Raw genomic sequence first — 23,314 nt, forward strand, 5'->3', positions numbered from 1 at the left:
CCTACCAGAGATCCCGGGTATCCAGCCAGGCCACTCGCCCCGTCCGGCGTTTCATTTCCTCGTACATGTGGGAGGTGCCGCCCGGCCCGTCACCGCCACTGCCATTCCACAGGCAAATGAACCTCACCTTGCTGCCCCCCCACGCCAGCGCACTGAACAGCAGCCAGAGATTACAGCGCTCAAAAGGGTCTGCTACTTTTTCGGGGCTGGATTCAGGTGGCAAGCCAAGTTCGTCCGGCATGATGCGCGGTGCCGTGTGCAGGTGGCGCTTGAGTTCACAATAGCGATCACGCCACTGCTCTCCCCCGCAGGAAGGCAATAGGGAACGCTCGATAAACTCGGGTTCGGGCAGTGGCAGCATGAGTTGCAGGCGAATCCCGCGCTGTTGGCATGCTTCGAGAAACAACAGATCCCCGCCATTGGCACCTTGAGCCAACGCGAGGTCGCCGGGGCCTCCCCCAAAACGATCAAGCGCTGCTGCAATACTCGCGGCGGCAATAGCTTCCTTGTCTGCGGGAAAGCGAGGCACCGCGCGATCGGCTGTGTCGATCATGTGGCCACTGAAAAGGAACACTTGGCGGGGTTCAAAGGCTGACTCGCCGAGGGTTGTTTCCTGCTCGACCACCTTGCGATCCGGGCGAGCAAGACACAGGGCTTTCTTCTCGCGGGCAAACCGGTTGTCCGGATCGAGCGCCAGTACCGCGTCAAATTGCTCGCGTGCAAAATCCCACTGGCCGAACTTCAGCAGAGCCTCCCCGGCAGCGCTTTTCGCTTCGATCCGCAATGCAACCGTCGGTGCTTCTTCGGCCAGCACCAGCATGTCGCCCGGCAACAGTTTCCGTCGGGCGGTGTCCAGCCATCGGGACCAATCCTCATAGGCATCAAGCATCACGCGCACCCTGTCCGTAAGACACTTTCGATGGTGAACCCGTCGCCGGGACGCGGGAACACGTACCACCAATATAAGGCAGATGAGCGGGACGTCTAGCTGATCGCGCAGGATCGGGGCACTCGCTGCGTAGACGCAAGGATGGCCATAGACAATCGATATCAAAAGGCCATAAATTGACGGCCTTGGATCCAAGCCATTTCTAGACGAATGACAGCACTGGCTGCTGGGAAGCACCTCTCACACGTGACATTCGGGAAGCTGAATCCTGCGGACAGTGCAGTGCGACCCACTCGCTGAAACCTCATTACCGATCGGCGCCAGCATCAGCCGTCAGACCCTCAGAGAAAGATACCCATCAATGACCAACATCCTGACTCAAGGCCTCGAACAACGGCAGCAGAAAATCAACGTCGCCAAGGAGTTCCTCAGCCGTACCCAGAGCCTGTTCGATGAATTCGGAAGCGCCAAACTGCGAACCTCGCATGCCCGTTTTCCCGAGTTGCTGGATGCATTGAATGCCGATGCCATTCGCCTGGTCGTGCTGGGTGAATTTTCACGGGGCAAGTCGAGTCTTGTGAACGCACTGCTCGGGATTGAGCTGCTGCCGACCGCCCTGGAAGCCACCACTGCCATTAACACCTTTGTACGCATGCTGCCTGCCGATCGCACCGAGCGATTCATTCGTATCCACTTCCAGGATGGAAGACCGGTGCAAGAAGTACCCTGGAATGATGATCTGGCACTTGAACGCTGGGGCACAGAACTGGATGAAAGTCATGCCGATGTTCGGCAGACCCTCGATTACATCGAAGCATTCATGGATCACCCCTTGCTCGAAAAGGGGCTGGTACTGGTGGACACGCCCGGTCTGGAAACGGTGATCAAGCACCACGAGGCCATCACCCGCAAAGCCATTGCTGAAGCGCATATCGCCTTATGGGTTCAGAACACCACGCAGCTCGGTGGCGCCGCAACGGAATGGGATTTCCTGACCGAAACGTTGCGCAGCAACTTTCGCAAATTTGTCACGGTGATTGGCTGGTGGGACAAGGTGCTGGCACCTGACGACGCCCGTGAGCGCCGCGTGCCCGTAGAGCAGCGCATCCAGGAGAAGCTCGACGTTGTGCGGCACAATTTCCGCCGGCACCTGAAAGATGACGATGAATACAAGCTGTTGACCGACAGGAACCATCTGATTCCAGTCAGCGCCCACTGGGCCATGGATAGCGACCCGCAAAAGCAGGCTCAGTCGGGCATCGAACAATTGTCGCGGCGTATCGCTGAAATGTTTTCCAGCGGTGAAGCGCTGGAACAAATCTACAGCAAGCCAATGCAGCAACTGTCCCACATCCAGCTCCAGCTGGCGGAGACGCTGCAAGACGAGCTGCAACAACTGGAATCGGACAAGACACTTGAGGAGCGGGCACGTGAGCTTGTCCAATTCGATCTGGAAACCACGCTGCTCGAGCAGGAAGCCGATGCTGTCGCACGCGACTCCCGTGAAGAGCATCAGCGCGCGGCTCACACACTGGTCGATAAAATCCAGCGTGAATTGATTACCCCGCTGGTCGAACTCAAGGCCGATATCGAAAACCAGGTGAATGCGGGTTATGTCGAGCGGCAAATCAAAAAGCGGGTCAAAAGCGTGACCCTGCCCGACGATTTGCACGAGCAGTTCCTCTCCATCTCCGTTCAGGTGGGCGATGTCTGGAATCAGCAGAAGCAGGAACTGGCCAAGGCGCTCGACGGGCTGAGCGTCGATTACAGCACGCAGATGGAAAAGCACGCGGGCCGTATCAGAGGCGAAATGAGCAAGATGGATGTGCAGATGCCATCGCTCGACACCCAATTCACCCTCGATTTCAGTGCGATCGAAGAGCATCACCAACAAGCAATGGCCCTGGAGCAGGAAATTGCTGCCCGTCATGAACAGATCGACAGCATCGAAAGCGACCTGTCGAAGCACATGGCCAACGGGGCTCAGCTGGAGATGGCGCGCCAGTCGCTGTCTCGCGCAGAGCGCATGCACGATAACCTGGGCGGACAACCCGGTCCGAAAATGTCTTCGCGCCGCGAAGTCGTGAAGAAAGGTGGCATGTACAGCGACGACACCTATGGCGACGTGGCCTTCTCTGACAACAGTAACGTGCAGGCATGGAAAGAGGAGCGGGACAAGCTGCAAGCCTCGCTGGCGGACAAAGAGTTGCGTCTGGAGCAGATTATCGGCGAGGAAGAGCGCAAGACCGGCATGCGCATGACACTGGAAAAAGCCCAGAAGAAGTACGAGCGCGAAGTGTCCACGTTCGAGAAAAAGAAGGCTCAGATCGAACAACAGTCGCACGCTGCCGAGGGCGAGTTGGTCAAGGAAACGACCCAGCGCCTGATCAAAAATACCGCAGGCCAGCTGGAGCAGCGCATTCGTCACCTGCAAAACCACGTGAAGGACGCCGTTCATAAAGTCTTCGCGGATCAACTGCAGGCCTTGCAGGACTGCGTGAAAGAGCAATATCTCGAGCCTCTGAACGCCAAGCTGGAAAAACGCCGGGAAATCCATTCACTGCTGGAACAGGGCAAGCTCGATGTTGCCCAGCGCAGGGCACGACTGGAACACGCCAGTAAAGAGGTCGACGACCTGTTGACCCTCACCCACAACGCGTTGAAAGCCTGAAGGAGCAACCATGTCACAGCCCAATGCGTTCCTGTGCGAACTCCTGTCCAGCCTGCCGACGGACTGGCATGAGCCGGTAGAAGCCCTGGCCGCGGAAGTCCTGCACGCCGATACCCCTTTGCGCCTGGTGCTGCTGGGAAGCTTTTCTGTCGGCAAGAGCAGCCTGTTGAACATGCTGCTGCAAGAGCGCTTGCTGCAGACCGCGCTCGAAGAAACCACCGCCCTGCCCACCTTTATCGAATATGCCGCCGACCGGGGCATGTCGTTGATCGGTCAGGACGGCAGTCAATTACCACTGGATGAAGCACAGTTTACCCACGTCACTACGCACGCTCCGCAGGGAGCCGCGTGCGCGGTACTGGAACTTCCTCAAGCGTGGCTGAAGGGCGTGTCGATCATCGACTTGCCCGGACTGGGCAGCACTTCTTCCAACCATCGCGAATACACCTTGTCTCAGGTTCGCCAGGCCGACGCGGTGCTCTATTTGTTGAGCCCCCGTGGCCCCTCCGCCGCCGACATGGACACGCTGAAAATCGTCCAGCAGTCCGGCAAGCGGGTGAAAGTACTCGTTACCCACTGGGATGAAGTCGAGGCGGCTGTTTCGCGCGGTGAAAAAGCGCCTTCGCTGGAGCAGTGGACCCAGCAGATCGAGCGTGCAACCGGCTTGCGTGTGCGCTTGGCGGCCAGCCATCGCGAAGGCTTGGGGCGCGAAGACATTCTTGAGTTCGTCGAGCGTGCGCGTGAGGATCTGAACAGCATCCGACTGCGTCGTTTTCAGGCGGAGCTGCGTCCAGTCCTGCAGAATGCGCTTGGGCACAATGCCGAACAGCAACGCGCTTGTCAGGTCGACTCGGAACAACAGGCACAGGCCCTGCACCAAGAACTGATCGAGCGAAAGCAGCGACTGGCCGAATTCAAGTCCGGCTTGTATGGCGACCAGCAAGCAGATCGTGCCCGTCTCAGTCAGCAGGCCACCGCCAGCGTGCGCCAACAACGTCAGAGCCTTGCCCAGCAACTCGATGAAAAGGTGGGCGTCCTGACCGAAGAAACCGACTGGGATTGCTTTGGCCAACAAGGCAGCCAGCAGCTGGATGGCGCCGTGCGAAACATCGCCAGCCAGTTCAGCGAGCTTTCACAGCACTATGGCACGCTCGAACTGCCCGCGGCCGAGGTCGTCGAATTCAACCTGCGCTTGCCCGCTCCGGAAACGGTATCCGCCGAAGATTTCATCGATATCGGTCGCCTGACTCAGCTGCAACAGGCGTTGAACGAGCAACAGGACGCACAGCAAGCGATAGCCCAAAAACAGACATCTTTGCAAGTCCAGGACATGGACGAGTATGCGCAGAGCCTGCAAGCGCTGACCTGGCAACAGGAAACCCTGGCCACCCAACCGCTGCCGATGACCTTGCAACCGACAGGCAATTTCAACGGCGCCTTCTTTGGCAGGTTGGTGGGAGAAGTTGCGGACATTGGCTTGATGTTCGTCAATCCGGCAGCGGCCGGAGCAAAGATTGCGGCGCTGGTCGGCAAAGGGGCCAAGGTCGCCAGGATCGCGGTCAACACCGGGAAGCTGGCCAAGACCATCAGTACCACCGTAAAGGTCGTCAAAGGTGTGCAACAGGGCCAATCGACCGTCAAGGGCGTCCCGCAACCGGTCATGGACAAACTCGGCGGGCTGGAAATGCTGTCGCTGGGCTACTGGGGCGAGCGCGTTGGCAATGCCTTGGGTGGCCCAGCCGAAGTTCAGGTGGTGGACCCTCATGCCATGGCCGAGCGCGAAGCGGCAATAGCGGATCTGGAGCAGCAGCGCCAAACCCTGCGCCGAGCCTTGGCACGCAATGAAGATATCGCCAACGAACGCCAGCTGACCGGGTGGGCGCTGGAGCAGAGCCAGAAAGAACAGACGCGGTTACACAGCGAACTGGAGCGCCTCAAGCTGCAAGCCGAACAACAACACCGACAGGCCCTGCAGCAATTGCAGCAGGCACGCATGGACCAGTTGCGCCGGAGTTCGGAAAAGGCCAGGACGCAGTGGCTGCAAAGTTTCGACCGCCAGGCCTCGGCCATGGACGAGCTTTTGCACCATCAGGTTCGAAGTTATTGGGAGGATCGAGTACAGGCGCTGCTCAACGAGCGTTTGCAAGACATCGATCTGCTCAATGCCCAGACCCAGGCCAGCGCGCAGGATAAACAGGCCTCACTGATTCGTTTGCGCGATCAGGCGCAAGCCCTTGAACGCACCCTGGAAACGCTGCACTGAACCAGCGCGCCCGCATCGCATGAACGGCGAAGCGGGTGCTTTGCGAATATTCCCGAGAACAACTTTGAATGACCTCTGCCAACCCATCAGCCAGCTCAGTCACCCACTCATCAACCAGGCAAGCGCTCGACCCTGGCCCGTCGGAGCCGCTGGAGCAATTTCTCGGCTCGTTCACCGAGACCACCGTGGTGTTTCGCTATCTCGATTTACTGGCGGAACGCACCCAGGCCCTGGAACAGCGCATCGGCCTCAACGAGCTGCATCAGTTGCGTCGGGAAAACAAGCATCTACGCGAACAAGTGAAGAAAGGCGCCACCGCCAGCATGGACTTGCTGACCCTTTACTTACCCATCATCTATCACAACTTCTGGAACACCGTGCGCCCTGACGAGTTGGCCATGCTTGCCGGCAGCAGCCAGATCCCTGCGATTCCTTCGCCTTACACCGAACCGGACGGTTGGCTGGTGATGTCCATGAAACAGCGCTTCCTTCAACTGTCCGGGGAAGCCCGGGCCAGCGTCATCGCGTTCTGTCACCAGATGCCCTACCCACTGACGGTGCGCCGTTCCATGCAGTCGTTGCTGGAGCCTTCGGTATGAACGAGGACACGCCACGGCTCCCGACGCCGCTCCTGCAAGGCACGGTTCGCTCAACCCTGTTGGCCCTGCTGGAGTCTGACGATCATGTGCAGCAGGCGGTCCGCCAACTCTGCGCCCCGTCACCCTCGCCCCCCCTCGCTGTGGTTGAGCATCAGGCGTTCGGCCCGGAGCGCGAACTGCTCGACTGGATCAGTACAGACCCGGCGCTCAAGCAGGCTTGGCTGAGCGTTGACGAACCTGTCGAACGCCAGTTGGTTCGGCTGATTGCCATGGCCTCGCAATGGGATCAACTGCTGCTTCTTTGGGATCGGTTGGCCAGCCGCTGCAAGGACGAACAACGCGGTGCCTCAGCGACCGAGGAGAACGTCCTGGCCCGTTGCCTGGCGCTGCACAACCTTGTCTGGCAGGAGCATCAGGCCAGCCTGCAGGCAACTGGCGACAACGGCGGTACACGTCAAAACCGTTGCGGACATCGCTACGATGCAAGCGCAACTGCTGCAACTGCAAAGCGAGAAGCCAAAGTTGCGCGAGAAAAAAAACAAACCCGCTACATCCAACCTGTTTCCCCCGTACCTGAGCCATTTGCTCAAGCACGTTCAGGACACTTGAGTGAAAACCGTCGGAAAGCAACGCATGCCGCCTGCCTTGAGCCATCAGGGCGACAACCAGAGAAGGCCAATGCAAGACATAGTCAGCAGTCTTGAACAACAGCTGTTCGAAGACATCAGGCGCATTCATCTGCCAGACAGCCACTCCGCTGCCCGCCATGCAGGACAGCGGCTGAAGGCTGTGGCCGAACACGCCCCGGTTTTTCTCGCCGTGCTGGCCGAACCCTGGCTCGAGGGGCCCGTGAGTGAACGCACAGCACAGTTGCTGCTCGACTGCGCTCGTATTCATCTCTATGCACGCATCCTTGATGATGCGCTCGATGAAGGCCTGGCCGTCTGCCGACAGAACCTGCTTCGGGCCCAACCGATGTTCTGGCAAGCCGTGCAACGTATTGGGGCGAGCGTGTCAGTCACCGTTGCCAGCGAAGCCGAGCAGTTGATTTACCAAACCGTATCGGCGGTGCAGCACGATGACCTGTGGCGTGATCCGCAATTGTGGGGTCCGAAGAACCACCACCTGTTGCTGGTACCGTTGCTGTTATCGGATAACAGCGCGGCGTACCAGGCATGCCAGGCCGGGCTGTCGAACCTCATCGCTTTGGTGCAAGCGGGCGATGAGTGGAAACAGGGCGCGCTGGCTGACAGCACGCTGCGCGGCCGTCTGCTCGACTTCGTGACGCAATGCCTGGATACCGAACAATTGGCCACCCTGAGCCGCCTGGGTTGGCAAGATGCGGCCGAACGCATCGTCTGGAACGCTGAGCAATTGATCGGCGTGCTATCTGAACCATCCTGCGTATGAATGCCATGACTCCCAATGCAGTGCCTCGAAACACCGGCTTCACCCGCTCGCTGGCGGTGCAGCAGCACCTGCTGTCCTTCAGCGCAAACATGATGACGCAGATCCAACCGCAAGACGGATTCCTCACCGCCAGGTTCGTTGGTGAGTTTTCCGCGGGCAAGACGCGCCTGCTCGCAGAGTTGTTCGGCGATCAGATCCCGCCGGCACTGTTTCCGGTCAGCTCGCTCGAACGTCAGACTCGTTTGCCACTGGAAATCACCTACGGCGACTCGCCAGCCCTGACCTTGATTCAACGTGAGCATGACTACTCATCGGCCGAAACCCTGGAAGCATTTGCGCACTTTCCCGAACGCCATGAACTTGCTCACCTGGACCCGATGCAGCACCGGTTGCGCCTGACGATCAATGAACCACGACTGATTCTGCCTGATGGCGACGGCTACAGCGCCGACAAGAGCCCCAAGCGCCTGTTCCTGATCGACACGCCCGGCTGGAACTCGGGTGATGACGAGATCGCGGAACTGAGCGCTGCGTCACTGATGACCGGTTACCACAACCTGGCCGTGATCTACGTTTGTCAGGCCGCCCGGCTCGATGGCGCAACCAATGCCGATCACTTGCGTGATTTCATGTCGGCCCTGGTCGATGCCGACTTTTTTGATCAGGCCAAGCTGTTGATGGTCATTACCGCCTGCCCGGACAAGGATGCCGCGCACCTTAAACAGCGTGCGCAGGATCTTGCCTATCGGATATGGAGTGAGCTTGATGGTGAAGCCAACACGCTGAAACTGGATGTTTTTTGCGTGGACTTTCAGGACCTGCCCACCCGCGATCTGCATCGCTTTCGCGATCGATTCTGGGACTGCTTGCTCGCACCGCTCAAACACGCGACAACCCCCGTCAATACCAACCCATGGGCGGCAGCCCTCAAACGCTGGCCCGCCGATTGGGATATAAGCCCACAGTTACTCGAATCCGCTCAACTGCTGGAGCGCGGCAAAAATCTGCTCGACAGGGCACGCGTCCGTGAAGAGTTCGTGGAGGGCATGAACATGTACCGGCTGATGGGTTTGAAGCCCGCCGAGCTTCGCGAAAAGGTGCTGAAGTCCTGGCTTCGGCAATTGGCATGCGACATTGCAACGCTCAAAAACTGGACCGTGCCCTGCCTTGCGACGGGACATCCATTGGAACAATGGTGGCTGCATTATTGGCAGGTAGAACTGGAACAGTTGATCAGCCCGGTGCGTAACTTCTTCGCCACTGCGCAACGCACGATCAATCGACTGACACCGGATATCGAGGACTTGCAGCTACACCTGACTCAGCAACTTGCTGCACAGCATGACGTGGCTACCGCGACGCTCACCGGCAGCTTCGCCTGCCTGGTTCAAAGCATGCCTGCGCTTTGTCATGAACCTGCGGTAGAAAACCGCGTCGCTACGTTGCTGTCGTTATCGCTGCTGCAAAGCCGCTACGAAGACTATTACTTCCAGCACCGGGCGGAGTTTGCTGCGGGTACGTAAATGCGTTGATGGAAGGGATGTTTGCTAGGCGCCATAGTCCGACAGCTCAGACAGATCAAGTAGCGGTTTGGAACGGCGCGGCTTGCCAATGACGCTTGATTCCAGTGCCTGGTCAGCTAGGCGCTGACCTGCAAAAAGTTAGCAGGCGGGGAAAGAAATCAGGGTTTGGGACGCTCGCTCGATAGCGGGTTGGCGGCCTCTACGTCGGCCATCTCTTCGTCAACAGGTGCATCGTCATCCGCAGGCAGTGGAATCGCAGCCTCATTGCGCTTCGGATCGTGGCCGGTTTCGTTGTCCGTGACGCCTGTTACACCTTTCTGGGAAATGTTACCCGGTGCATTCTCATCGATGTCCATTCTCGCTCTCCATTCTGACGCGCGGGATGTCCGTGCTTGAAATTGAGAGGTTGAGAGCACTTGAAAGTGCTGATTTCTGGACGAGCGGCGGAAGAACAACCCGATGCGACGACCGAATGGTCGACGGCGAGTGAGAATGTGACAGCGAAACTCAAGCGACCTTTAGTGTCTCGACAAATACTCGACCATCCGCCATTCGATGCAGATACTCGCGCCATTTTTTGAAGGCTTGTTGCTGCCTATTGGAGACTTCTTGCCACTGAGCGCCGCCGATGAGTTCGACCGAAATCGACATCATCTGCGAAGTCGCGAGATCAAGTTCATCAATGAGTTCACGGCCATTAGGCATATCGAGAATTAGAGATCGCATAGAAGCCTGTCCTTTTTGGGTTACTACATCGACTTTCTAACTGTTTGATCGTGCGGGAGTTCCGACGAACGGCATGATTCGATTTACGTAAAATTAATCGACGATGCTGTCTGGCCATACGTGTAACAACTAAATCGCTCGGGAACAGGGCGTTGGCAAGGCTATCTGATATGCGAAAACGCTACGAAGGAAGATAAACATCCAACAGGTTTGGTGCTAAAAGCAATGCGATAAGGGTTAACAGAGGCATGAACGCACACATGAGAACTAGCCAAAATTTCTGGTGGGGGTTTTAGTCAGGGTTTTTTTTGATATGAAAAAAGCCGGTACTTTCCCCTAGCACCCCATGCACGCAGTACCCACGTAAGACCTTGTGAAACGGCCGTAAACATTGGCGCTCGCTGCAACCGAATGCCCACAAGTGCTTACAAGTGCGTGAGAGAGTCACGCAAAAGTCACGCACCCTCTTCCGGCGTTCTGCCGACCGAACACCACCCCTACCATGTACTGCTACGCTCTCCTCCATCCAAGGAGGAAAACCATGCCGAACTCTGACCTATTCCCTTCCCTGCTCTACAAGATCAATGAAAATCAGCTAGCCCTCGAAGCCGCTATTCTCGAAATCTCCAATTGGGTCGAGCAGCGAGGCGGCAGGGAAACCGCTGAAAACGTGCGCGGCGCCCTGGACGCCATCGACCGGAATGAGGAATTCATAAAGCTGACGCTGGCAATAATTATGTCGTCCGAGTGAGAGGTGACGGGCAACATTCGACCCGTAGCTGCCGATGATGACCGCCAAAAAAACGGCCTAAAAGCTGTCACCCTGACTTTTCTGCGAATCGAAATGTGATTCCATAGAAGATGAGTTACGATATCGACTATATTACAAACCCAGTTGTTGGGGGGGTGTTAGTTGGGCCTCCCCGGCTATAAATGATTAAAATTAAGATTGTATTATGACGCGTATTGTCGGACTGACCAAGAAGCATGGAGCGTATGAGGCGCGAGATCTAATTTCGTACCTTACTTTAATATATGATCTTGCCGATGAACCTACTGGCCCGCGTTGTTATCGTGGTCAGTCTGACATTGCATGGAAGGTCAGGCCGTCTGTCATGAGAGAGTTAAAGCCAGATGCTGAAAATCAGATATTAAGTGAGCTTTTGGTAGAAGCACCAAGTGAGTTTGGCTCAGACAAAAGCATGTTTGATAAGCTTGTGCGAGCACAGCACTACAGCTTACCTACACGACTTCTCGATGTTACTCTAAATCCACTTGTAGGATTATATTTTGCTTGCAACGAGGAAGTGCACCCGCAAAAAGATGGCGTAGTGCAAATTTTTGATTTCAACAGAAATCGAGAAAAATTTGCAGATAGTGACACCATCAGTATCATTTGCAATCTGTCGAGACTGTCTGACAACGAAAGGAAGAAAATATCAATTAAGTATAAAGAAATTGGAACAAGGGTGGTCGACTGGAACAAGTCTTATAAAGATAAGTTCCGTGCGATGCCTGAGGTCAAGAGGCTTATGCAATTTGTTCGGGTTGAGAAACCCTATTTTCTAGATGTAATTAATCCATTAGATTTGGTCAAATATTATTTTGTATACCCATCTAAAAATAATAAGCGGGTGATTGCCCAGTCAGGTGCTTTTATAGCCGCGGGGCTCTTGGAATACCGTTCGCTCGAACAGTCCTTAGGGCTGAAACACAAAAAAATTATTATCCCTGCCGAGTGCAAAAAGGACATAATAATTCAGCTAGACGCCCTGAATATCAACTCTAGAACAATGTTTCCTGAGATTGAATTCACTTCAAAATACATTAAACAAAAGTGGACTATTAAATCGGATTAGCTTTCGCAGGGGACTTTGACCGTCCGCTTCTGGCCGATTGCTACCCATCGCTTAGGGCAGTAAAAGACCCAAAGCTAACGGTAGCGACAGGCTGAAATCGGCCAGAAGCGGACACTCAAGGGCGTCTACGATAAGCGTGTCGATTCATTCCATAGAGCGCGAGTCAGTGGTTTTCGTGTTATGACGCTAAGTGATTTGACAGTTCATCAATGGAAGATGCCAAAAAGGAATTAAAATTCTCTCAAGGTTGACGCGTTACAGGCACGGCCTTAAATCTAACGTTAGGCACCATTGAGGAGTTGAAACAACATGGAACGTTATATTGAGTTCGACCGCTTTATTGACCTGGAAACATCTCTCGAGCAACTTCTCGCTCAGGTTCAGGGGGCGCCAATGACGGCAACATGTTGGAAGTGGGCGCTCATCGCTGCTCATTCTGCCCTACAGGGTTCTGTATGCATTGCGCTTCGAGGCAGCGCAGGTTTTGATACGTGGAAGCCGAAGCACCTCAAGAAGTGGTTAGAAGCGTATGAAGACAAAGTGGATTTACCTGATCCTCACCTCGATTACTTTATGGAACTATTCGACAGACTATTTGGTAGCGAGTCTGGAATAGACAGGGACTTGATAAACTGGCTAAATGAATCCAGAAATAATTTTATTCATTTTAATTCCGATCACTACTCCATAGAGCGCAAATCTATTGTTAATGCAATTGATGAGTCAGTATCCGCGACGATTGCGGCACCGACACGAAGCAAGGGGGTTTTTTTCTATGAGGAGCGGCAATCCGAGCGGTTTTACGCGCTCTGCCAGAGCATACGCACAAGCCTTAAGATGTTAGCAGATGACTAACAGTAGGTTTCAGCGGACGTCATCTGAATCGCCCCTAGTTTCGTAGACGCACGATGACCGCTTGTGGCCGATTTCTGCCGGTCACCATTGACTGAAATCGACCCAAAACGAACTGATACAAACGCAATTACATAGCCCACGCGGGGCGGGCCGTTGTTGAGTAGGTTAATTGGCTAGCGGTTAAATCGTTCGACCAATGAGTACTGGGTCGTAGCTGTTTGAGTCAATTCCTTACTCAGTTCTGCCGAATTCCTCGCTTGTTCAGAAGTTTGATCTGCCAAATTTGCGATGGTCGTGATGTTGCGGCTAATTTCCTCTGCGACGGCGGTTTGCTCTTCTGTCGCCGCAGCAATCTGGGTGGTCATATCAGTAATGTGCGCTACAGCTTCACTGATACCGACCAATGCTTTATCTGCCTCAAGCACCCAGGCGACCCCTTCTTCGGCCTGACGATGTCCGATTACCATGGTCTTCACGGCATTGTTGGACGAGATTTGCAGTTTGGAGATCAGGTTATGGATCTGGGTGGTTGACTGAGTAGTGCGCTGTGCCAACTGACGTACTTCATCCGCAACCACGGCGAAGCCTCGACCCATGTCTCCAGCGCGTGCGGCTTCGATTGCGGCATTCAAAGCCAGCAAGTTGGTTTGATCGGCAATGCCTTTGATGACGTCGACAACCGTCCCGATTTCATTGCTGTCTTTGGCTAATTGCGCGACCGTCTGCCCCGTCTCACCTACGACGACGGAGAGGCGCTGGATGGCTTCTCGGGTGTCTCGGGCTACATCGCGTCCACGTCCTGTCAGTACATTGGCTTCTTGAGTAGCATCAGCGGTTCGCTGGACGTGGCTCGCGACCTCTTGTGTGGTCGCCGCCATCTGATTTACGGCGGCTGACACTTGCTCAGTCTCGACTCGTTGGCGTTCAAGTCCCCTCGAACTATCGGAGGCAAGGCTGTTAGATCTTCCGGCCAGGCCGGTGAGTTGCTCTGCGGTGTCTTGCAACCGAGTCAGGCAAGTCTTGAGGCGCAATATCTGGCTCGCAAACGCGGTTTCAAGGCGTGCCTGAGGACCGCGCTCATCGCTATACATTTTGGCGATCAACTGGTCAGAGGTTGTGAGGTCAACCATTTTCAGCAGATGCAGCGCCCCTTGGTTTTGCCGGCGCGAGACAATCAATCCGATAGGAACCGATACCCCTACCGCTAGGGTTATCGCCACAGGAGTGCTGAATAATAGTCCCGCCAGGCTACCCACTAGCCCCATCGTCAGGAGCGGCAGCCAGTCCAGGAGGACGGGTTGCCATTTGTCACTGCTGGGGACGGCTGATTTTCCTAGGCTTAGGCGCTTGTAGAGGCCTTCGGCACGGCGGATTTGTTCGGCTGTAGGTTTAACTCTGACCGATTCATAACCAACGAGTTGGCTGCCTTCGAAAATTGGAGTGACGTAGGCGTTGACCCAGTAATGGTCACCGTTGCGGGATCGATTCTTGACGATCCCCATCCAAGGCTTGCCTTGCTTGAGAGCACCCCACATGTGGGCAAATATGGCGGAGGGTACATCAGGGTGCCGAACGATATTTTGAGGCGCTCCTATCAGATCCGACTTGTTGAATCCGCTGATCTCGACGAAGGCATCATTGCAGTACGTAATGACGCCTCGTGCGTCCGTTGTTGAGATGAGTTTTTGTTGCGATCCTAGGGCTATCTCTCGTTGAGTAACCGGTTGATTGTTTCTCATCTGTATTGCTCCTATGCCCTAAGTCAGAGGCATCGGCAACTATGATGAAAACATGAGTGAGTATTTCCATAAGGACGAGCTGCGCGTCGGATAGTGCATTTCTGGGCCGCAACCGAGCATACTTCACCAACGCTCGACCGTCATTTTCTGGAAAAAAGCTTTTTGGCGGCAAAGACAGCGACTGCACCCACGAGTCCTACAGGCCCACCAATTACGGCAGCTGCACCAATCAAGGCGGATTTCCCCGTCACTTTCAGAGCTGCCTCCACCGGCTTCTCTGATTCCGAAGCCGCGTCAAATCCGTTTTTCAATGCCGATCCGACAGCCAGCGCGGTGACCACAGCACTCCCGCCAGGAATGATATGAGCCACCTTACTTCCGGCCACAGAGAGCACAGACCGAACTTGCTCGCTGGTGGTCGTCCCATCGATGCACCAATTTACGAAATGCTCGCAATTGTTCGTAACCAGGTTGTAAGAGTTTTCACCTAAACGTGTATACCCGCGAGCGATGCGCTCCTCAGCGTCATGCACCGCAAATAGATGCGGTTTCACTACGGTCGGCATACCCCCGCTGAATTTTTCAAGACTCACTCTGCAGATAGGCCCAGAGACACTGTCCCCAAAACCAGAATAATGGAGAACCTCGCCGGCACCAATATAGATACCATGGTGCGTATACCCGCACCTCACGCTGACCAGATGATCGCCCCTGCGCATAGCTTAATCCCTGAAAAATATCAGCGATGATGGCATAACCCGGCAGCCAGCACCATCAATCGCATCGAGAAGAAGCAGCGCAAGCGCCACACCGTGGAGGGCTTGAAAGCCATCCGGGAGAAGGCGCCTGAATGGTTGATGAACGCAATCGACCTGGCACTAATCACTGCCCAGCGCCGCACAGACATCCTCGACATGAGGTTCGACGGCGTTCGGGAAGGATTCCTCTACGTCGTGCAGAAGAAAACAGCCAAGGCCAGTGACGCGGCCTGGATTCGCTTTCGCGTGACGCCAGAGTTACAGGCGGTTATCAGCCGGTGTCGTGACAATGTCGCTTCGCCGTACCTGGTGCACCGTAAGCCCGAGCGCAAGAAACAAAAGCAGGCAGAGACCAAGGCGCACTGGACGAAGGTTGAGGAGAGATATTTGACTCGGGCGTTCAAGGACGCCCGAGAGGCGGCGGAATGCTACAAGGGGTGGAAGGAAGAAGAGATGCCGGGCTTCCATGAAGTCAGGGCGCTGTCACTGCACCTGTACAAGAAAGCCGGAAAGGATGGGCAGAAGATTGCCGGCCACGCCAGCGAAGAGATGACCCGAAACTATCAGAAAGAACATGACGAGGTGATCTGGTCGGATGCAATACCCGACCTGAATATCAGCGAAATCACCGGATAGTTTTGCGCAAGTTTTGCGCGGGTTTTGCGCAGACACAAAAAAGCCGATCTGACTGATCGGCTTAAGTGTCTGATTTTACTCAGGAATAATGGTCGGGACGGAGTGATTCGAACACTCGACCCCTAGCACCCCATCTCCTTTTTCATACTTCTTGAAAGATTCCAAAATTTTACTCTGGATTTTTCTAAGCTAGTATTTACTTGAGCTCCAGCGGTGTTCTGCTCTACGAGAGTCCAGGAACGTCCATCAAGAGCCGACGTTTTTGTGGGGGTAAAAGTAGGGGGAGTCCATTTCATGGCCAAAATCACCATCAAAGAACTTGAGTCGCTGACCGTCAATGATGCCGGCCGGATCCTCCGCGAGGATGGTAATCTCGCCGGTCGAATCTCAGTCCGCAAGGACGGCGTGTCAGTCAGCTTTTTCTACCGTTATCGCTGGGGCAATCAAAACAAAGAGTACGCCTGCGGAACCTGGCCGCGCAAATCCCTGACGGACATCCGCAAGGCCCGCAACCAGGCCCGGGCGCTCATTGATGAGCAGATCAATCCCAGCGAGCAAAAGAAAACCGCCAAGGCCCAGGCATACGCCGCTACTAACGTAGAGGCTGAACAAGTAAAAACGACGAAGGTGAAAACGCTGACCGTCCAGGATCTGGCCAGCGCGTGGCTGCTGGATGGCGTAGCGCGGAAAGATGGCAATGCTGAATTGCAACGACGCTTTAACAAGGACCTTTATCCGGCACTCGGCAAGACCGCGGTGAGCAGCGTCTCCGAACACGATGTTCGGGCGCTGATCCGCGCCGTGGTCAACCGCGGCGCTCACCGGCAAGCCATCAGTTTCTTCGCCGACCTCACTCAGATGTTCAGCTGGGCCAGAAAACGTCAGCCCTGGCGGGCCTTATTGATCGAGGGCGATCCGACGGAACTGGTCGACATCTCCCCTCTGATCCCAGCCGACTACGAGGCCGAAAGAAGCCGCATCCTTTCACCGGCTGAGCTGTTGGAACTGCACAACCGCTTCCAGCAAATGACTGCCGATTACAACGCCCTGCCCGCCGGGCAAAAATACGACGGCATACGGCCGCTAAAGAAAGAAACCCAACTCGCACTCTGGATCAGCCTGGGTACGCTGTGCCGGATTGGCGAGTTGCTCCAGGCCGAATGGAAAAATGTCGATCTTGACCGGCAGACCTGGTTCCTCCCCAGTGAAAACGTCAAAGGCACCCGGGGCAAGAAACAGGACCACCATGTGTTCCTCTCGCCATTTGCCCTGCATTTCTTTCAGGAACTCAAGACGCTGACGGGAAACTCTGAATGGTGCTTTCCCAACAAGCAGGATGATGGGCATGTGGATGTGAAAGTGGTGAGCAAACAGGTCGGCGATCGTCAGGCTCGGTTCAAAAACCGTAAGGCCCTCTCTAGACGGCGTCATGACGATACCCTGGTGCTTGCTGACGGCCAGAACGGTGACTGGACCCCGCATGACCTGCGCCGTACCGGCGCGACCATGATGCAGGCCTTGGGGGTCAGCCTGGACGTCATCGATCGCTGCCAAAATCATGTGTTGGCCGGCTCTAGGGTGAGGCGTCATTACCTGCATCACGACTATGCCGAAGAGAAGAAAAGCGCCTGGAACCTGTTGGGCGATCGGCTCAGTGCCGTTCTTTCCTCAACCTACGAGCATCCTCCGGTCGAGTCGATGATGTCCTTTCCAGACTACGCAGCCGCAGAGACTCTGCCGTCGTCATAAGTCGAATTCTTATAACGCTGAACTCCTTGTAGTTATGTATATATCGCTGAGAGCTCGGTTCGGGTCGATTCCGACCCGACATGACACGCAGCAATCGGCCAATAGCGGTATAGCTGGTTCTGTTATTTTCCCGCTGACAGATCGTCGGAGAGCTTACTTGCACGTCAGTTATGTGAAACAGAGGTATGCTATTAAACAACTAACACTAATCGCGTATACGCCCCTTCCGCCATAGGCAGAGCACTACCAGAAACCCGCCCATCGACATCAGTGCTGCACAGAGAAATATCGCAGCAAAACCAAAACCTGACGCAACCAGGCCCATCACCGGACCGGCCATCCCCACTGCAATATCGAAGAATAATGAAAGGGCGCTGAGCGCCGAGTTACGGTTCGCGGCCGGAGTGCTAGCCAAAGTCTCCACCCCAAGCCCCGGATAGACCCATGACACCCCTATCCCGGTTAACGCCCCGCCGGCAATGGCCAGCGCAGGCGAAGGCGCGAGCCATATCAGCAGCATGCCCAATGTCTGCACAAGCAGGCAGCCGCCCACCACTTTGTACCCTCTGAATCGCTGCAGTATTCCTGGCGACGACAATCGGGCAACGATAAAACCTGCGCCGAAACCACTTAAGCAATAGGCGGCGTAATCCCAGCCGAGACTATCGAAATACAGTGCGACGAACGCCGTAAGCCCGCCAAATCCCACCGAGCTGCAAACCAGGACCAGGCCATTGGGCATGACGGCGAACAGGACTCGGTGAAATGCCAGACGGGCGCCTGCAACCAATGGCGCTGGGCGCTTGCCCAGAGCCAAAAGCAGGAACGCCAAGCCAAGCAACACGGTGCACAACCCCACACTGGCGATACCCATCGAATTGCGCAGCAGCACACCCAGTGGCGCGCCAACAGCCGTGCCGCCGTAAGCCGCTATTCCGTTCCACGACATGACCTGTGCCGCCCGCGGGGCACCACATAACCCGATGGCCCAGGTGCAGCAGGGCGTGGAGATCATGGCCGTGGACGCCCCCAACACCAGCCTCCCCAGCAGTAATAGCGTCAGGGTCAACCAGGGTTGGGTGGGCAGGATAATGGCGAGCGCCGTCAGGGCGCCGCTCAACATCAAGCCACTGAACCCGCACACAACCGCGTATTTGGCACCCAGGCGATCGGCCACACCACCGGCCAAGGGGCGGGCCAGGAGCGTCGCCAGGTATTGCGAGCTGATAACCACGCCGGCGAAAACCGAGGTCAGGCCCAGGTCATTGAGGACATAGCCCGGCAACACCGCAAGCGGCAAGCCACTGCATATGTACGAGATAAAGTTGAAGCTGATAATGGACAGGATCAACCAATCGCTGCGGATTGCCTTGCCGTTGCTACGGATTGAAACACCGATATCGCTCATCACTCATGCCGCTCTATACCTCGTATGACATCCGCCAGTAGCTGCGGGTGTGATACGAACGGCTCGTGCGCCGTATCTATCTCGATAACCACGCCCGCGCCAGCACGTTGCGCAAAACGGCGTTGCCAGTCGACGGGCAGGATGTTGTCGCGCAGTGTGATGATGTAACTCGCCGGAATCATTCCCAGGTATCCCGCACGACTGATGGAGTCTGTCGCCACACAGAGTGGCGTCGTGTCCTGGCTCGCTTCGCTTAACAACCAACTCATGGTTTGCTCACTCAAGTCCTGACCGAACATGGCCACCGCCAGCGCTTGAGGGGTTGTGTGCGCGGGGTCCAGCGGCCAGCCGACATGTTCCGGGCTTTCGCCATGCAGCGTTGTGCCAAGTAACTCCAGAATCGATTGGCCTTCACTGGGCAATGCGCAGGCCAGGTAAACCAGCTGCGAATATAGTTGCGGAGCAGCCAGCACCATCATTGGCAGCACGACCCCCGCAATGGAATGCCCAAGCAACACGGCCTGGTTCACACCGAGTGCATGCAGGTCGTCATTAAGCTCCTTGACCACATCGTCGAGCCGCAGGGACGCAACATCTCGACCGCGCTTCTTGCCGCACCCAGGCATATCCAGAGTGATCACTCGTTTGAAACATCCGGGTTGTTGGTTTAACGCCTCCACAAAAGGCTTCCAACACCACGAGCCATGGTTGCCGCCATGCAGCAATACTAAATCAGTCATGCGCACACTCCTTGCTGCGGGCGCCGGTGGTCCCTGTTTTGATCACTTGATTGCATAGCAGCCCACGGCGACGACGTATCCATTAACCCGCTGCAGAAAAGTCCTCTTGTATTCATTCTGCCCCGTCATAGGGTTACGCCATTGATAAGTGATCTCCCCTGCTTCATGCGTGTTCATCTGCTTGAGTATGTCCTCGCCAATCGGCTTGCCGTCGGTAGAGCGCAATGACTTGAAGTCGGTGCCGATCAGCCGGGGCGAAAAGCCGTGAGCGATGAACCGCCTGGTTTTCAGGTCCACCACAAAGGCATAGAGATCATCCTGGGTGAGCTGCTTATCGTGCTGATTAATGCGCCCGACAGTGGCTTTTGCGTCGCTGGCAACTTGCGCCGAAATCTGGCGCAGCAGCTGTTGTGCCTGTTCAGGGCTGGACCGTGGCATGTAGTAACCCACGGAGATCACCCGATCTTTCACACGTTGATAGAACACGCGCTTACGCTCGACCTTACCGTGTTGCCAGTTCCACCAGCGGTATTCGGCGCTACGCACGATGCCGTCGTCTGGCTGCGAAATCGCTTGCTGGAATGCAGCCTTGAGGTCGTCGTCCAGAACGCTGACCACCGGTTTTCCGACCAGTGAAACCGAAGGCCCTCCGCTGGCAAGCATCACGCCGGAGGTATCGACAACGTAGATGTACAGCTCTCCATCGACATAGGCTCCCTGGCGACTGAACTCAGCCAGGGCGGTGTCGCCCTTGGCTTTGTATTCGGCGACAGCTTTTAACAGCAAGGCGTTGGCACGCTGGGTGTCGGCACCATAGGCATCCACTGGCGCTTGTTGAGCCATGCCGACAAGAGAGACAAGGCACAGGCCAAGAACAGTGAACGCTCGATAGAGGCTCATGGGTGTTGTTCCTCTGGTGATCTTTTTGATGGCCGAAGGTCCACCGTCAGATTGTCAATGAGCCGCGTTTTGCCGATGCGCGCCGCCACAAGAATCACAAAGTGAGTATCGGAGCTGGTCAGAGGTTTTAAATCCTGAGCATTCCTGACTTCAAAGTATTCCGGCTGAAAACCGGCGTCGCTTATACGTTGATGACATTCAATCAACAGGTGCTCAGTCACCCGCCCCTCAACCTGGATACTCGCCTCCATTTGCTTCAAACAAGCGTAAAGGACGGGGGCCACCGAACGCTCATGGTCACTCAGATAGCCGTTGCGCGACGATAATGCCAAGCCGTCCGCGGCCCGGATCGTCGGTGCACCGACAACGTCAGTCACCATATTCAGATCCCTGACCATGGAGCGGACGACTGCCAGCTGCTGATAGTCCTTTTCCCCGAAAACAGCCACGTCTGGCTGAACAATGTTCAGCAGCTTGACGACGACAGTGGCCATGCCATCAAAGTGACCAGGACGTGCCGCAGCGCAAAGACCTTCAGACACGTTCGGCACACTGACGATGGCCTGATTGAGCATTCCATCTGGATAGATCTGTTCGACAGCAGGGGCAAACAGCGCATCACACCCGGCGTTGACCAGTCTTTCGCGATCGGCGTCGGGGGTCCGAGGATAGTTGGCCAGATCCTCATTCGCCCCGAACTGGAGTGGATTGACGAAGATGCTGGCGACCACAAAATCGGCTCGCTGCTTTGCGCAATGAATCAGGGCGATATGACCGTCATGCAGGTTGCCCATTGTCGGCACCAGCGCGACTTTCTTGTTTTCACCTCGTGCACGGGCCACGAGCGCACGAAGCGCGCTAACCGTATCGACTGTCAGCACCGCTTCACGCCTCTTGGACCAATTGAGCTTCGATTGCTTCAAGCAAACGAGGATCATCAGCCGCGATGTCTGGAGCGAAACGGGCAACGACCGTGCCCTGCCGATCAATCAGAAACTTTTCGAAATTCCAGAGTACGTCCGTTGTGTTGTCTGACTTGATGCCATAACCCGTCAAGCGCTCTCGGAAAGGACCTTCACCCGTGGACTCGGGCTGTGCAGCAGTCAGCTCGGCGTAGAGAGGATGCTGGTCCGCGCCGACAACCGAGATTTTCGAGAACAACGGAAAGTGAATGTCATAGTTCACTGAACAGAACTCAACGATTTCCACATCGCTACCCGGTTCTTGCTCCTTGAAGTTGTTGGCGGGGAAACCCAGTATTTCCAGGCCTTGGGATTTTTTGTCTTGGTACAGTTTTTCCAAGCCCTCGTATTGCGGGGTCAGCCCGCATTTTGAAGCGACATTGACCACCAACAGGACCTTGCCCCGATAGTCGCCAAGGGTGCGGACGCTTCCATCGATCTGCTTCAGCGAAATGTCGTAAAGGGAATTACTCATCTGTTTGCCTCATGCAAATGTGCTTCAAAGGGTACGGCCGATAATTTCTTTCATGATTTCAGAGGTGCCGCCATAGATGCGCGCGACCCGGGCGTCAACCCAGGCGCGGCTGATCTTGTATTCGCTCATGAAGCCGTAGCCGCCATGTAATTGCAGAAACTCATCAAGCAGCTTGCCTTGCATCTCCGAGCCCAGCAGCTTGGCCATTGCCGCGATTTCCGGCGTCAGTTCACCGCGCATCACTTTGGCCAGACAGTCGTCGACGAACACCCGCAGCATGGTGGCCTGGGCCTTGGCTTCAGCGAGTTTGAAGCGGGTGTTCTGGAAGTCGAGCACCGGTTTTCCGAAGACCTTGCGCTCCCGGGTGTAGCCGATGGTTTCTTCCAGCAGCGTGTCGATGGATTGCGCGGCACGGATCGCGATGATCAGGCGTTCCCAGGCCAATTGATGAGTCAGGTATTTGAATCCCATGCCCTCCTCACCCAATCGATTGCCGACGGGCACCCGGACTTCATCAAAAAACAATTCGGCAGTGTCTTGCCCTTTCAGGCCAATCTTTTCCAGCAGACGCCCCTTGGCGAAGCCGGCTCGGTATTCCTCAACGCAGATCAGTGTGAGTTCCTTGGCCGCCGGATCAATCTTGGTGGCGGTGACCACCAGTCCGGCATTGCCGCCGTTGGTGATAAAGGTCTTCTGGCCGTTGACGATGTAGTCATCACCGTCACGCCGCGCCGAAGTGCGCATGGCACGCAGGTCGCTGCCGATACCCGGCTCGCTCATGGCGATGACGCCGATCAACTCACCACTGACCATACGTGGCAGCCATTGCTGCTTCTGCTCTTCGCTGCCATAGGCAACGATGTAAGGCGTGACGATTTCCGAGTGGGTGGTGAAACCCACGGCGGTAGCGTTGGCCCGCGCCAGCTCTTCGATCATCACCGCCGAGTGACCGAAGTCGCCTCCGGGGCCACCGTATTCTTCAGGCACCGTGGAGCATAACAAGCCGTTCTCACCGGCCTTGAGCCAGACTTCCTTGGGAACGATGCCGTTTTTTTCCCACTCATGCAGGTAGGGCACGATTTCGCGGTCGACGAAACGGCGGGCCTGATCACGGAACATGTTGTGGTCTTCTCGAAATACGCCACGCATTTT

21 protein-coding genes and 2 pseudogenes are annotated in these 23,314 nt (G+C 55.8%); 11 read left to right on the forward strand and 12 right to left on the reverse strand.

Annotated features, from left to right (window positions below):
- Position 1: 1 nt before the first annotated feature.
- Positions 2-889, reverse strand: a complete 888-nt coding sequence (locus F8N62_RS14805; RefSeq protein WP_224791322.1) for a hypothetical protein — start codon at positions 887-889, stop codon at positions 2-4.
- Between the two features lie 361 nt (positions 890-1,250).
- Between F8N62_RS14805 and F8N62_RS14810 the strand changes: the two genes are divergently transcribed.
- The 6 genes from F8N62_RS14810 to F8N62_RS14835 all read left to right on the forward strand — a co-directional run bounded on the left by F8N62_RS14810 (position 1,251) and on the right by F8N62_RS14835 (position 9,355).
- On the forward strand, positions 1,251-3,560 hold the full coding sequence (locus F8N62_RS14810) for a dynamin family protein (protein ID WP_150709223.1): 2,310 nt from the start codon (positions 1,251-1,253) through the stop codon (positions 3,558-3,560).
- A 10-nt stretch (positions 3,561-3,570) separates the two neighbouring features.
- Positions 3,571-5,823 carry a dynamin family protein gene (locus tag F8N62_RS14815; protein ID WP_150709222.1) on the forward strand — a complete coding sequence of 751 codons (2,253 nt, stop codon included), beginning with the start codon at positions 3,571-3,573 and terminating at the stop codon, positions 5,821-5,823.
- A 68-nt stretch (positions 5,824-5,891) separates the two neighbouring features.
- Positions 5,892-6,422, forward strand: coding sequence for a hypothetical protein (locus F8N62_RS14820; protein ID WP_150709221.1), 531 nt, complete (start codon positions 5,892-5,894; stop codon positions 6,420-6,422).
- Positions 6,419-7,126: a hypothetical protein gene (locus tag F8N62_RS14825; protein WP_150709220.1), complete on the forward strand. Its 708-nt coding sequence runs from the start codon at positions 6,419-6,421 to the stop codon at positions 7,124-7,126. Before F8N62_RS14820 ends, F8N62_RS14825 begins: the two co-directional genes overlap by 4 nt.
- Positions 7,101-7,832, forward strand: a complete 732-nt coding sequence (locus F8N62_RS14830) for a hypothetical protein (protein ID WP_150709219.1) — start codon at positions 7,101-7,103, stop codon at positions 7,830-7,832. Before F8N62_RS14825 ends, F8N62_RS14830 begins: the two co-directional genes overlap by 26 nt.
- 5 nt (positions 7,833-7,837) lie before the next feature.
- Complete coding sequence (locus F8N62_RS14835) at positions 7,838-9,355, forward strand: dynamin family protein (RefSeq protein WP_191632331.1); 1,518 nt, start codon at positions 7,838-7,840, stop codon at positions 9,353-9,355.
- 158 nt (positions 9,356-9,513) lie between these two features.
- Here the strand turns inward: F8N62_RS14835 and F8N62_RS14840 are convergent, their stop codons facing one another.
- Both F8N62_RS14840 and F8N62_RS14845 read right to left on the reverse strand, forming a co-directional pair.
- Positions 9,514-9,711, reverse strand: coding sequence for a hypothetical protein (locus tag F8N62_RS14840; RefSeq protein ID WP_150709217.1), 198 nt, complete (start codon positions 9,709-9,711; stop codon positions 9,514-9,516).
- 151 nt (positions 9,712-9,862) lie between these two features.
- Positions 9,863-10,081, reverse strand: coding sequence for a hypothetical protein (locus F8N62_RS14845; RefSeq protein ID WP_150709216.1), 219 nt, complete (start codon positions 10,079-10,081; stop codon positions 9,863-9,865).
- 541 nt (positions 10,082-10,622) lie between these two features.
- On the opposite strand from F8N62_RS14845, the gene F8N62_RS14850 reads away from it, so the two are divergent.
- From F8N62_RS14850 to F8N62_RS14860, 3 genes are all read left to right on the forward strand, one after another.
- Entirely contained in the window at positions 10,623-10,832 is a 210-nt protein-coding gene (locus F8N62_RS14850) for a hypothetical protein (RefSeq protein WP_150709215.1), read from the forward strand.
- A gap of 205 nt (positions 10,833-11,037) precedes the next feature.
- Positions 11,038-11,940 (forward strand): FRG domain-containing protein, encoded by a 903-nt coding sequence (locus F8N62_RS14855; RefSeq protein ID WP_150709214.1) that lies wholly within the window; start codon positions 11,038-11,040, stop codon positions 11,938-11,940.
- Positions 11,941-12,249: 309 nt separating this feature from the next.
- Positions 12,250-12,795, forward strand: a complete 546-nt coding sequence (locus tag F8N62_RS14860) for a hypothetical protein (RefSeq protein ID WP_150709213.1) — start codon at positions 12,250-12,252, stop codon at positions 12,793-12,795.
- Positions 12,796-12,968: 173 nt separating this feature from the next.
- On the opposite strand, the gene F8N62_RS14865 is transcribed toward F8N62_RS14860, so the two are convergent.
- From F8N62_RS14865 to F8N62_RS14870, 3 genes and pseudogenes are all read right to left on the reverse strand, one after another.
- Positions 12,969-14,060 (reverse strand): methyl-accepting chemotaxis protein, encoded by a 1,092-nt coding sequence (locus F8N62_RS14865; RefSeq protein ID WP_412071961.1) that lies wholly within the window; start codon positions 14,058-14,060, stop codon positions 12,969-12,971.
- Positions 14,061-14,267: 207 nt separating this feature from the next.
- Positions 14,268-14,534, reverse strand: a pseudogene (locus F8N62_RS32295) (PAS domain-containing protein); the annotation flags it as partial.
- A gap of 140 nt (positions 14,535-14,674) precedes the next feature.
- Positions 14,675-15,253 (reverse strand): lecithin retinol acyltransferase family protein, encoded by a 579-nt coding sequence (locus F8N62_RS14870; RefSeq protein ID WP_150709211.1) that lies wholly within the window; start codon positions 15,251-15,253, stop codon positions 14,675-14,677.
- Positions 15,254-15,289: 36 nt separating this feature from the next.
- Here F8N62_RS14870 and F8N62_RS14875 point away from each other — a divergent pair.
- Together F8N62_RS14875 and F8N62_RS14880 are read left to right on the forward strand one after the other, a co-directional pair.
- Positions 15,290-15,928, forward strand: a pseudogene (locus tag F8N62_RS14875) (tyrosine-type recombinase/integrase); the annotation flags it as partial.
- Positions 15,929-16,222: 294 nt separating this feature from the next.
- Positions 16,223-17,677, forward strand: a complete 1,455-nt coding sequence (locus tag F8N62_RS14880) for a tyrosine-type recombinase/integrase (RefSeq protein WP_057005066.1) — start codon at positions 16,223-16,225, stop codon at positions 17,675-17,677.
- A gap of 205 nt (positions 17,678-17,882) precedes the next feature.
- Here F8N62_RS14880 and F8N62_RS14885 read toward each other — a convergent pair whose 3' ends face one another.
- The 6 genes from F8N62_RS14885 to F8N62_RS14910 are packed head-to-tail and all read right to left on the reverse strand — an operon-like array spanning position 17,883 to position 23,311.
- Positions 17,883-19,085, reverse strand: coding sequence for an MFS transporter (locus F8N62_RS14885; protein WP_057005065.1), 1,203 nt, complete (start codon positions 19,083-19,085; stop codon positions 17,883-17,885).
- Entirely contained in the window at positions 19,085-19,825 is a 741-nt protein-coding gene (locus F8N62_RS14890; protein WP_057005064.1) for an alpha/beta fold hydrolase, read from the reverse strand. The genes F8N62_RS14885 and F8N62_RS14890 overlap by 1 nt, the downstream gene beginning before the upstream one ends.
- A 42-nt stretch (positions 19,826-19,867) precedes the next feature.
- Complete coding sequence (locus tag F8N62_RS14895; RefSeq protein ID WP_057005063.1) at positions 19,868-20,725, reverse strand: cache domain-containing protein; 858 nt, start codon at positions 20,723-20,725, stop codon at positions 19,868-19,870.
- Positions 20,722-21,606, reverse strand: coding sequence for a pantoate--beta-alanine ligase (gene panC, locus F8N62_RS14900; protein ID WP_126588901.1), 885 nt, complete (start codon positions 21,604-21,606; stop codon positions 20,722-20,724). The genes F8N62_RS14895 and panC overlap by 4 nt, the downstream gene beginning before the upstream one ends.
- Positions 21,607-21,610: 4 nt before the next feature.
- Entirely contained in the window at positions 21,611-22,162 is a 552-nt protein-coding gene (locus F8N62_RS14905; protein WP_057005061.1) for a glutathione peroxidase, read from the reverse strand.
- Between the two features lie 24 nt (positions 22,163-22,186).
- Positions 22,187-23,311, reverse strand: a complete 1,125-nt coding sequence (locus F8N62_RS14910) for an acyl-CoA dehydrogenase family protein (RefSeq protein ID WP_150709210.1) — start codon at positions 23,309-23,311, stop codon at positions 22,187-22,189.
- Positions 23,312-23,314 lie beyond the last annotated feature (3 nt).

Origin of the sequence: Pseudomonas fluorescens (assembly GCF_902497785.1) — a bacterium.
GTDB classification, from domain to species: Bacteria; Pseudomonadota; Gammaproteobacteria; order Pseudomonadales; family Pseudomonadaceae; genus Aquipseudomonas; species Aquipseudomonas fluorescens_BO.

Coding starts and splice junctions, on each gene's coding strand:
- F8N62_RS14805 (WP_224791322.1), bottom strand. CDS start 889: ATGCTTGATGCCTATGAGGATTGGTCCCGATGGCTGGACACCGCCCGA.
- F8N62_RS14810 (WP_150709223.1), top strand. CDS start 1,251: ATGACCAACATCCTGACTCAAGGCCTCGAACAACGGCAGCAGAAAATC.
- F8N62_RS14815 (WP_150709222.1), top strand. CDS start 3,571: ATGTCACAGCCCAATGCGTTCCTGTGCGAACTCCTGTCCAGCCTGCCG.
- F8N62_RS14820 (WP_150709221.1), top strand. CDS start 5,892: ATGACCTCTGCCAACCCATCAGCCAGCTCAGTCACCCACTCATCAACC.
- F8N62_RS14825 (WP_150709220.1), top strand. CDS start 6,419: ATGAACGAGGACACGCCACGGCTCCCGACGCCGCTCCTGCAAGGCACG.
- F8N62_RS14830 (WP_150709219.1), top strand. CDS start 7,101: ATGCAAGACATAGTCAGCAGTCTTGAACAACAGCTGTTCGAAGACATC.
- F8N62_RS14835 (WP_191632331.1), top strand. CDS start 7,838: ATGACTCCCAATGCAGTGCCTCGAAACACCGGCTTCACCCGCTCGCTG.
- F8N62_RS14840 (WP_150709217.1), bottom strand. CDS start 9,711: ATGGACATCGATGAGAATGCACCGGGTAACATTTCCCAGAAAGGTGTA.
- F8N62_RS14845 (WP_150709216.1), bottom strand. CDS start 10,081: ATGCGATCTCTAATTCTCGATATGCCTAATGGCCGTGAACTCATTGAT.
- F8N62_RS14850 (WP_150709215.1), top strand. CDS start 10,623: ATGCCGAACTCTGACCTATTCCCTTCCCTGCTCTACAAGATCAATGAA.
- F8N62_RS14855 (WP_150709214.1), top strand. CDS start 11,038: ATGACGCGTATTGTCGGACTGACCAAGAAGCATGGAGCGTATGAGGCG.
- F8N62_RS14860 (WP_150709213.1), top strand. CDS start 12,250: ATGGAACGTTATATTGAGTTCGACCGCTTTATTGACCTGGAAACATCT.
- F8N62_RS14865 (WP_412071961.1), bottom strand. CDS start 14,060: ATGGGGCTAGTGGGTAGCCTGGCGGGACTATTATTCAGCACTCCTGTG.
- F8N62_RS14870 (WP_150709211.1), bottom strand. CDS start 15,253: ATGCGCAGGGGCGATCATCTGGTCAGCGTGAGGTGCGGGTATACGCAC.
- F8N62_RS14880 (WP_057005066.1), top strand. CDS start 16,223: ATGGCCAAAATCACCATCAAAGAACTTGAGTCGCTGACCGTCAATGAT.
- F8N62_RS14885 (WP_057005065.1), bottom strand. CDS start 19,085: ATGAGCGATATCGGTGTTTCAATCCGTAGCAACGGCAAGGCAATCCGC.
- F8N62_RS14890 (WP_057005064.1), bottom strand. CDS start 19,825: ATGACTGATTTAGTATTGCTGCATGGCGGCAACCATGGCTCGTGGTGT.
- F8N62_RS14895 (WP_057005063.1), bottom strand. CDS start 20,725: ATGAGCCTCTATCGAGCGTTCACTGTTCTTGGCCTGTGCCTTGTCTCT.
- F8N62_RS14905 (WP_057005061.1), bottom strand. CDS start 22,162: ATGAGTAATTCCCTTTACGACATTTCGCTGAAGCAGATCGATGGAAGC.
- F8N62_RS14910 (WP_150709210.1), bottom strand. CDS start 23,311: ATGCGTGGCGTATTTCGAGAAGACCACAACATGTTCCGTGATCAGGCC.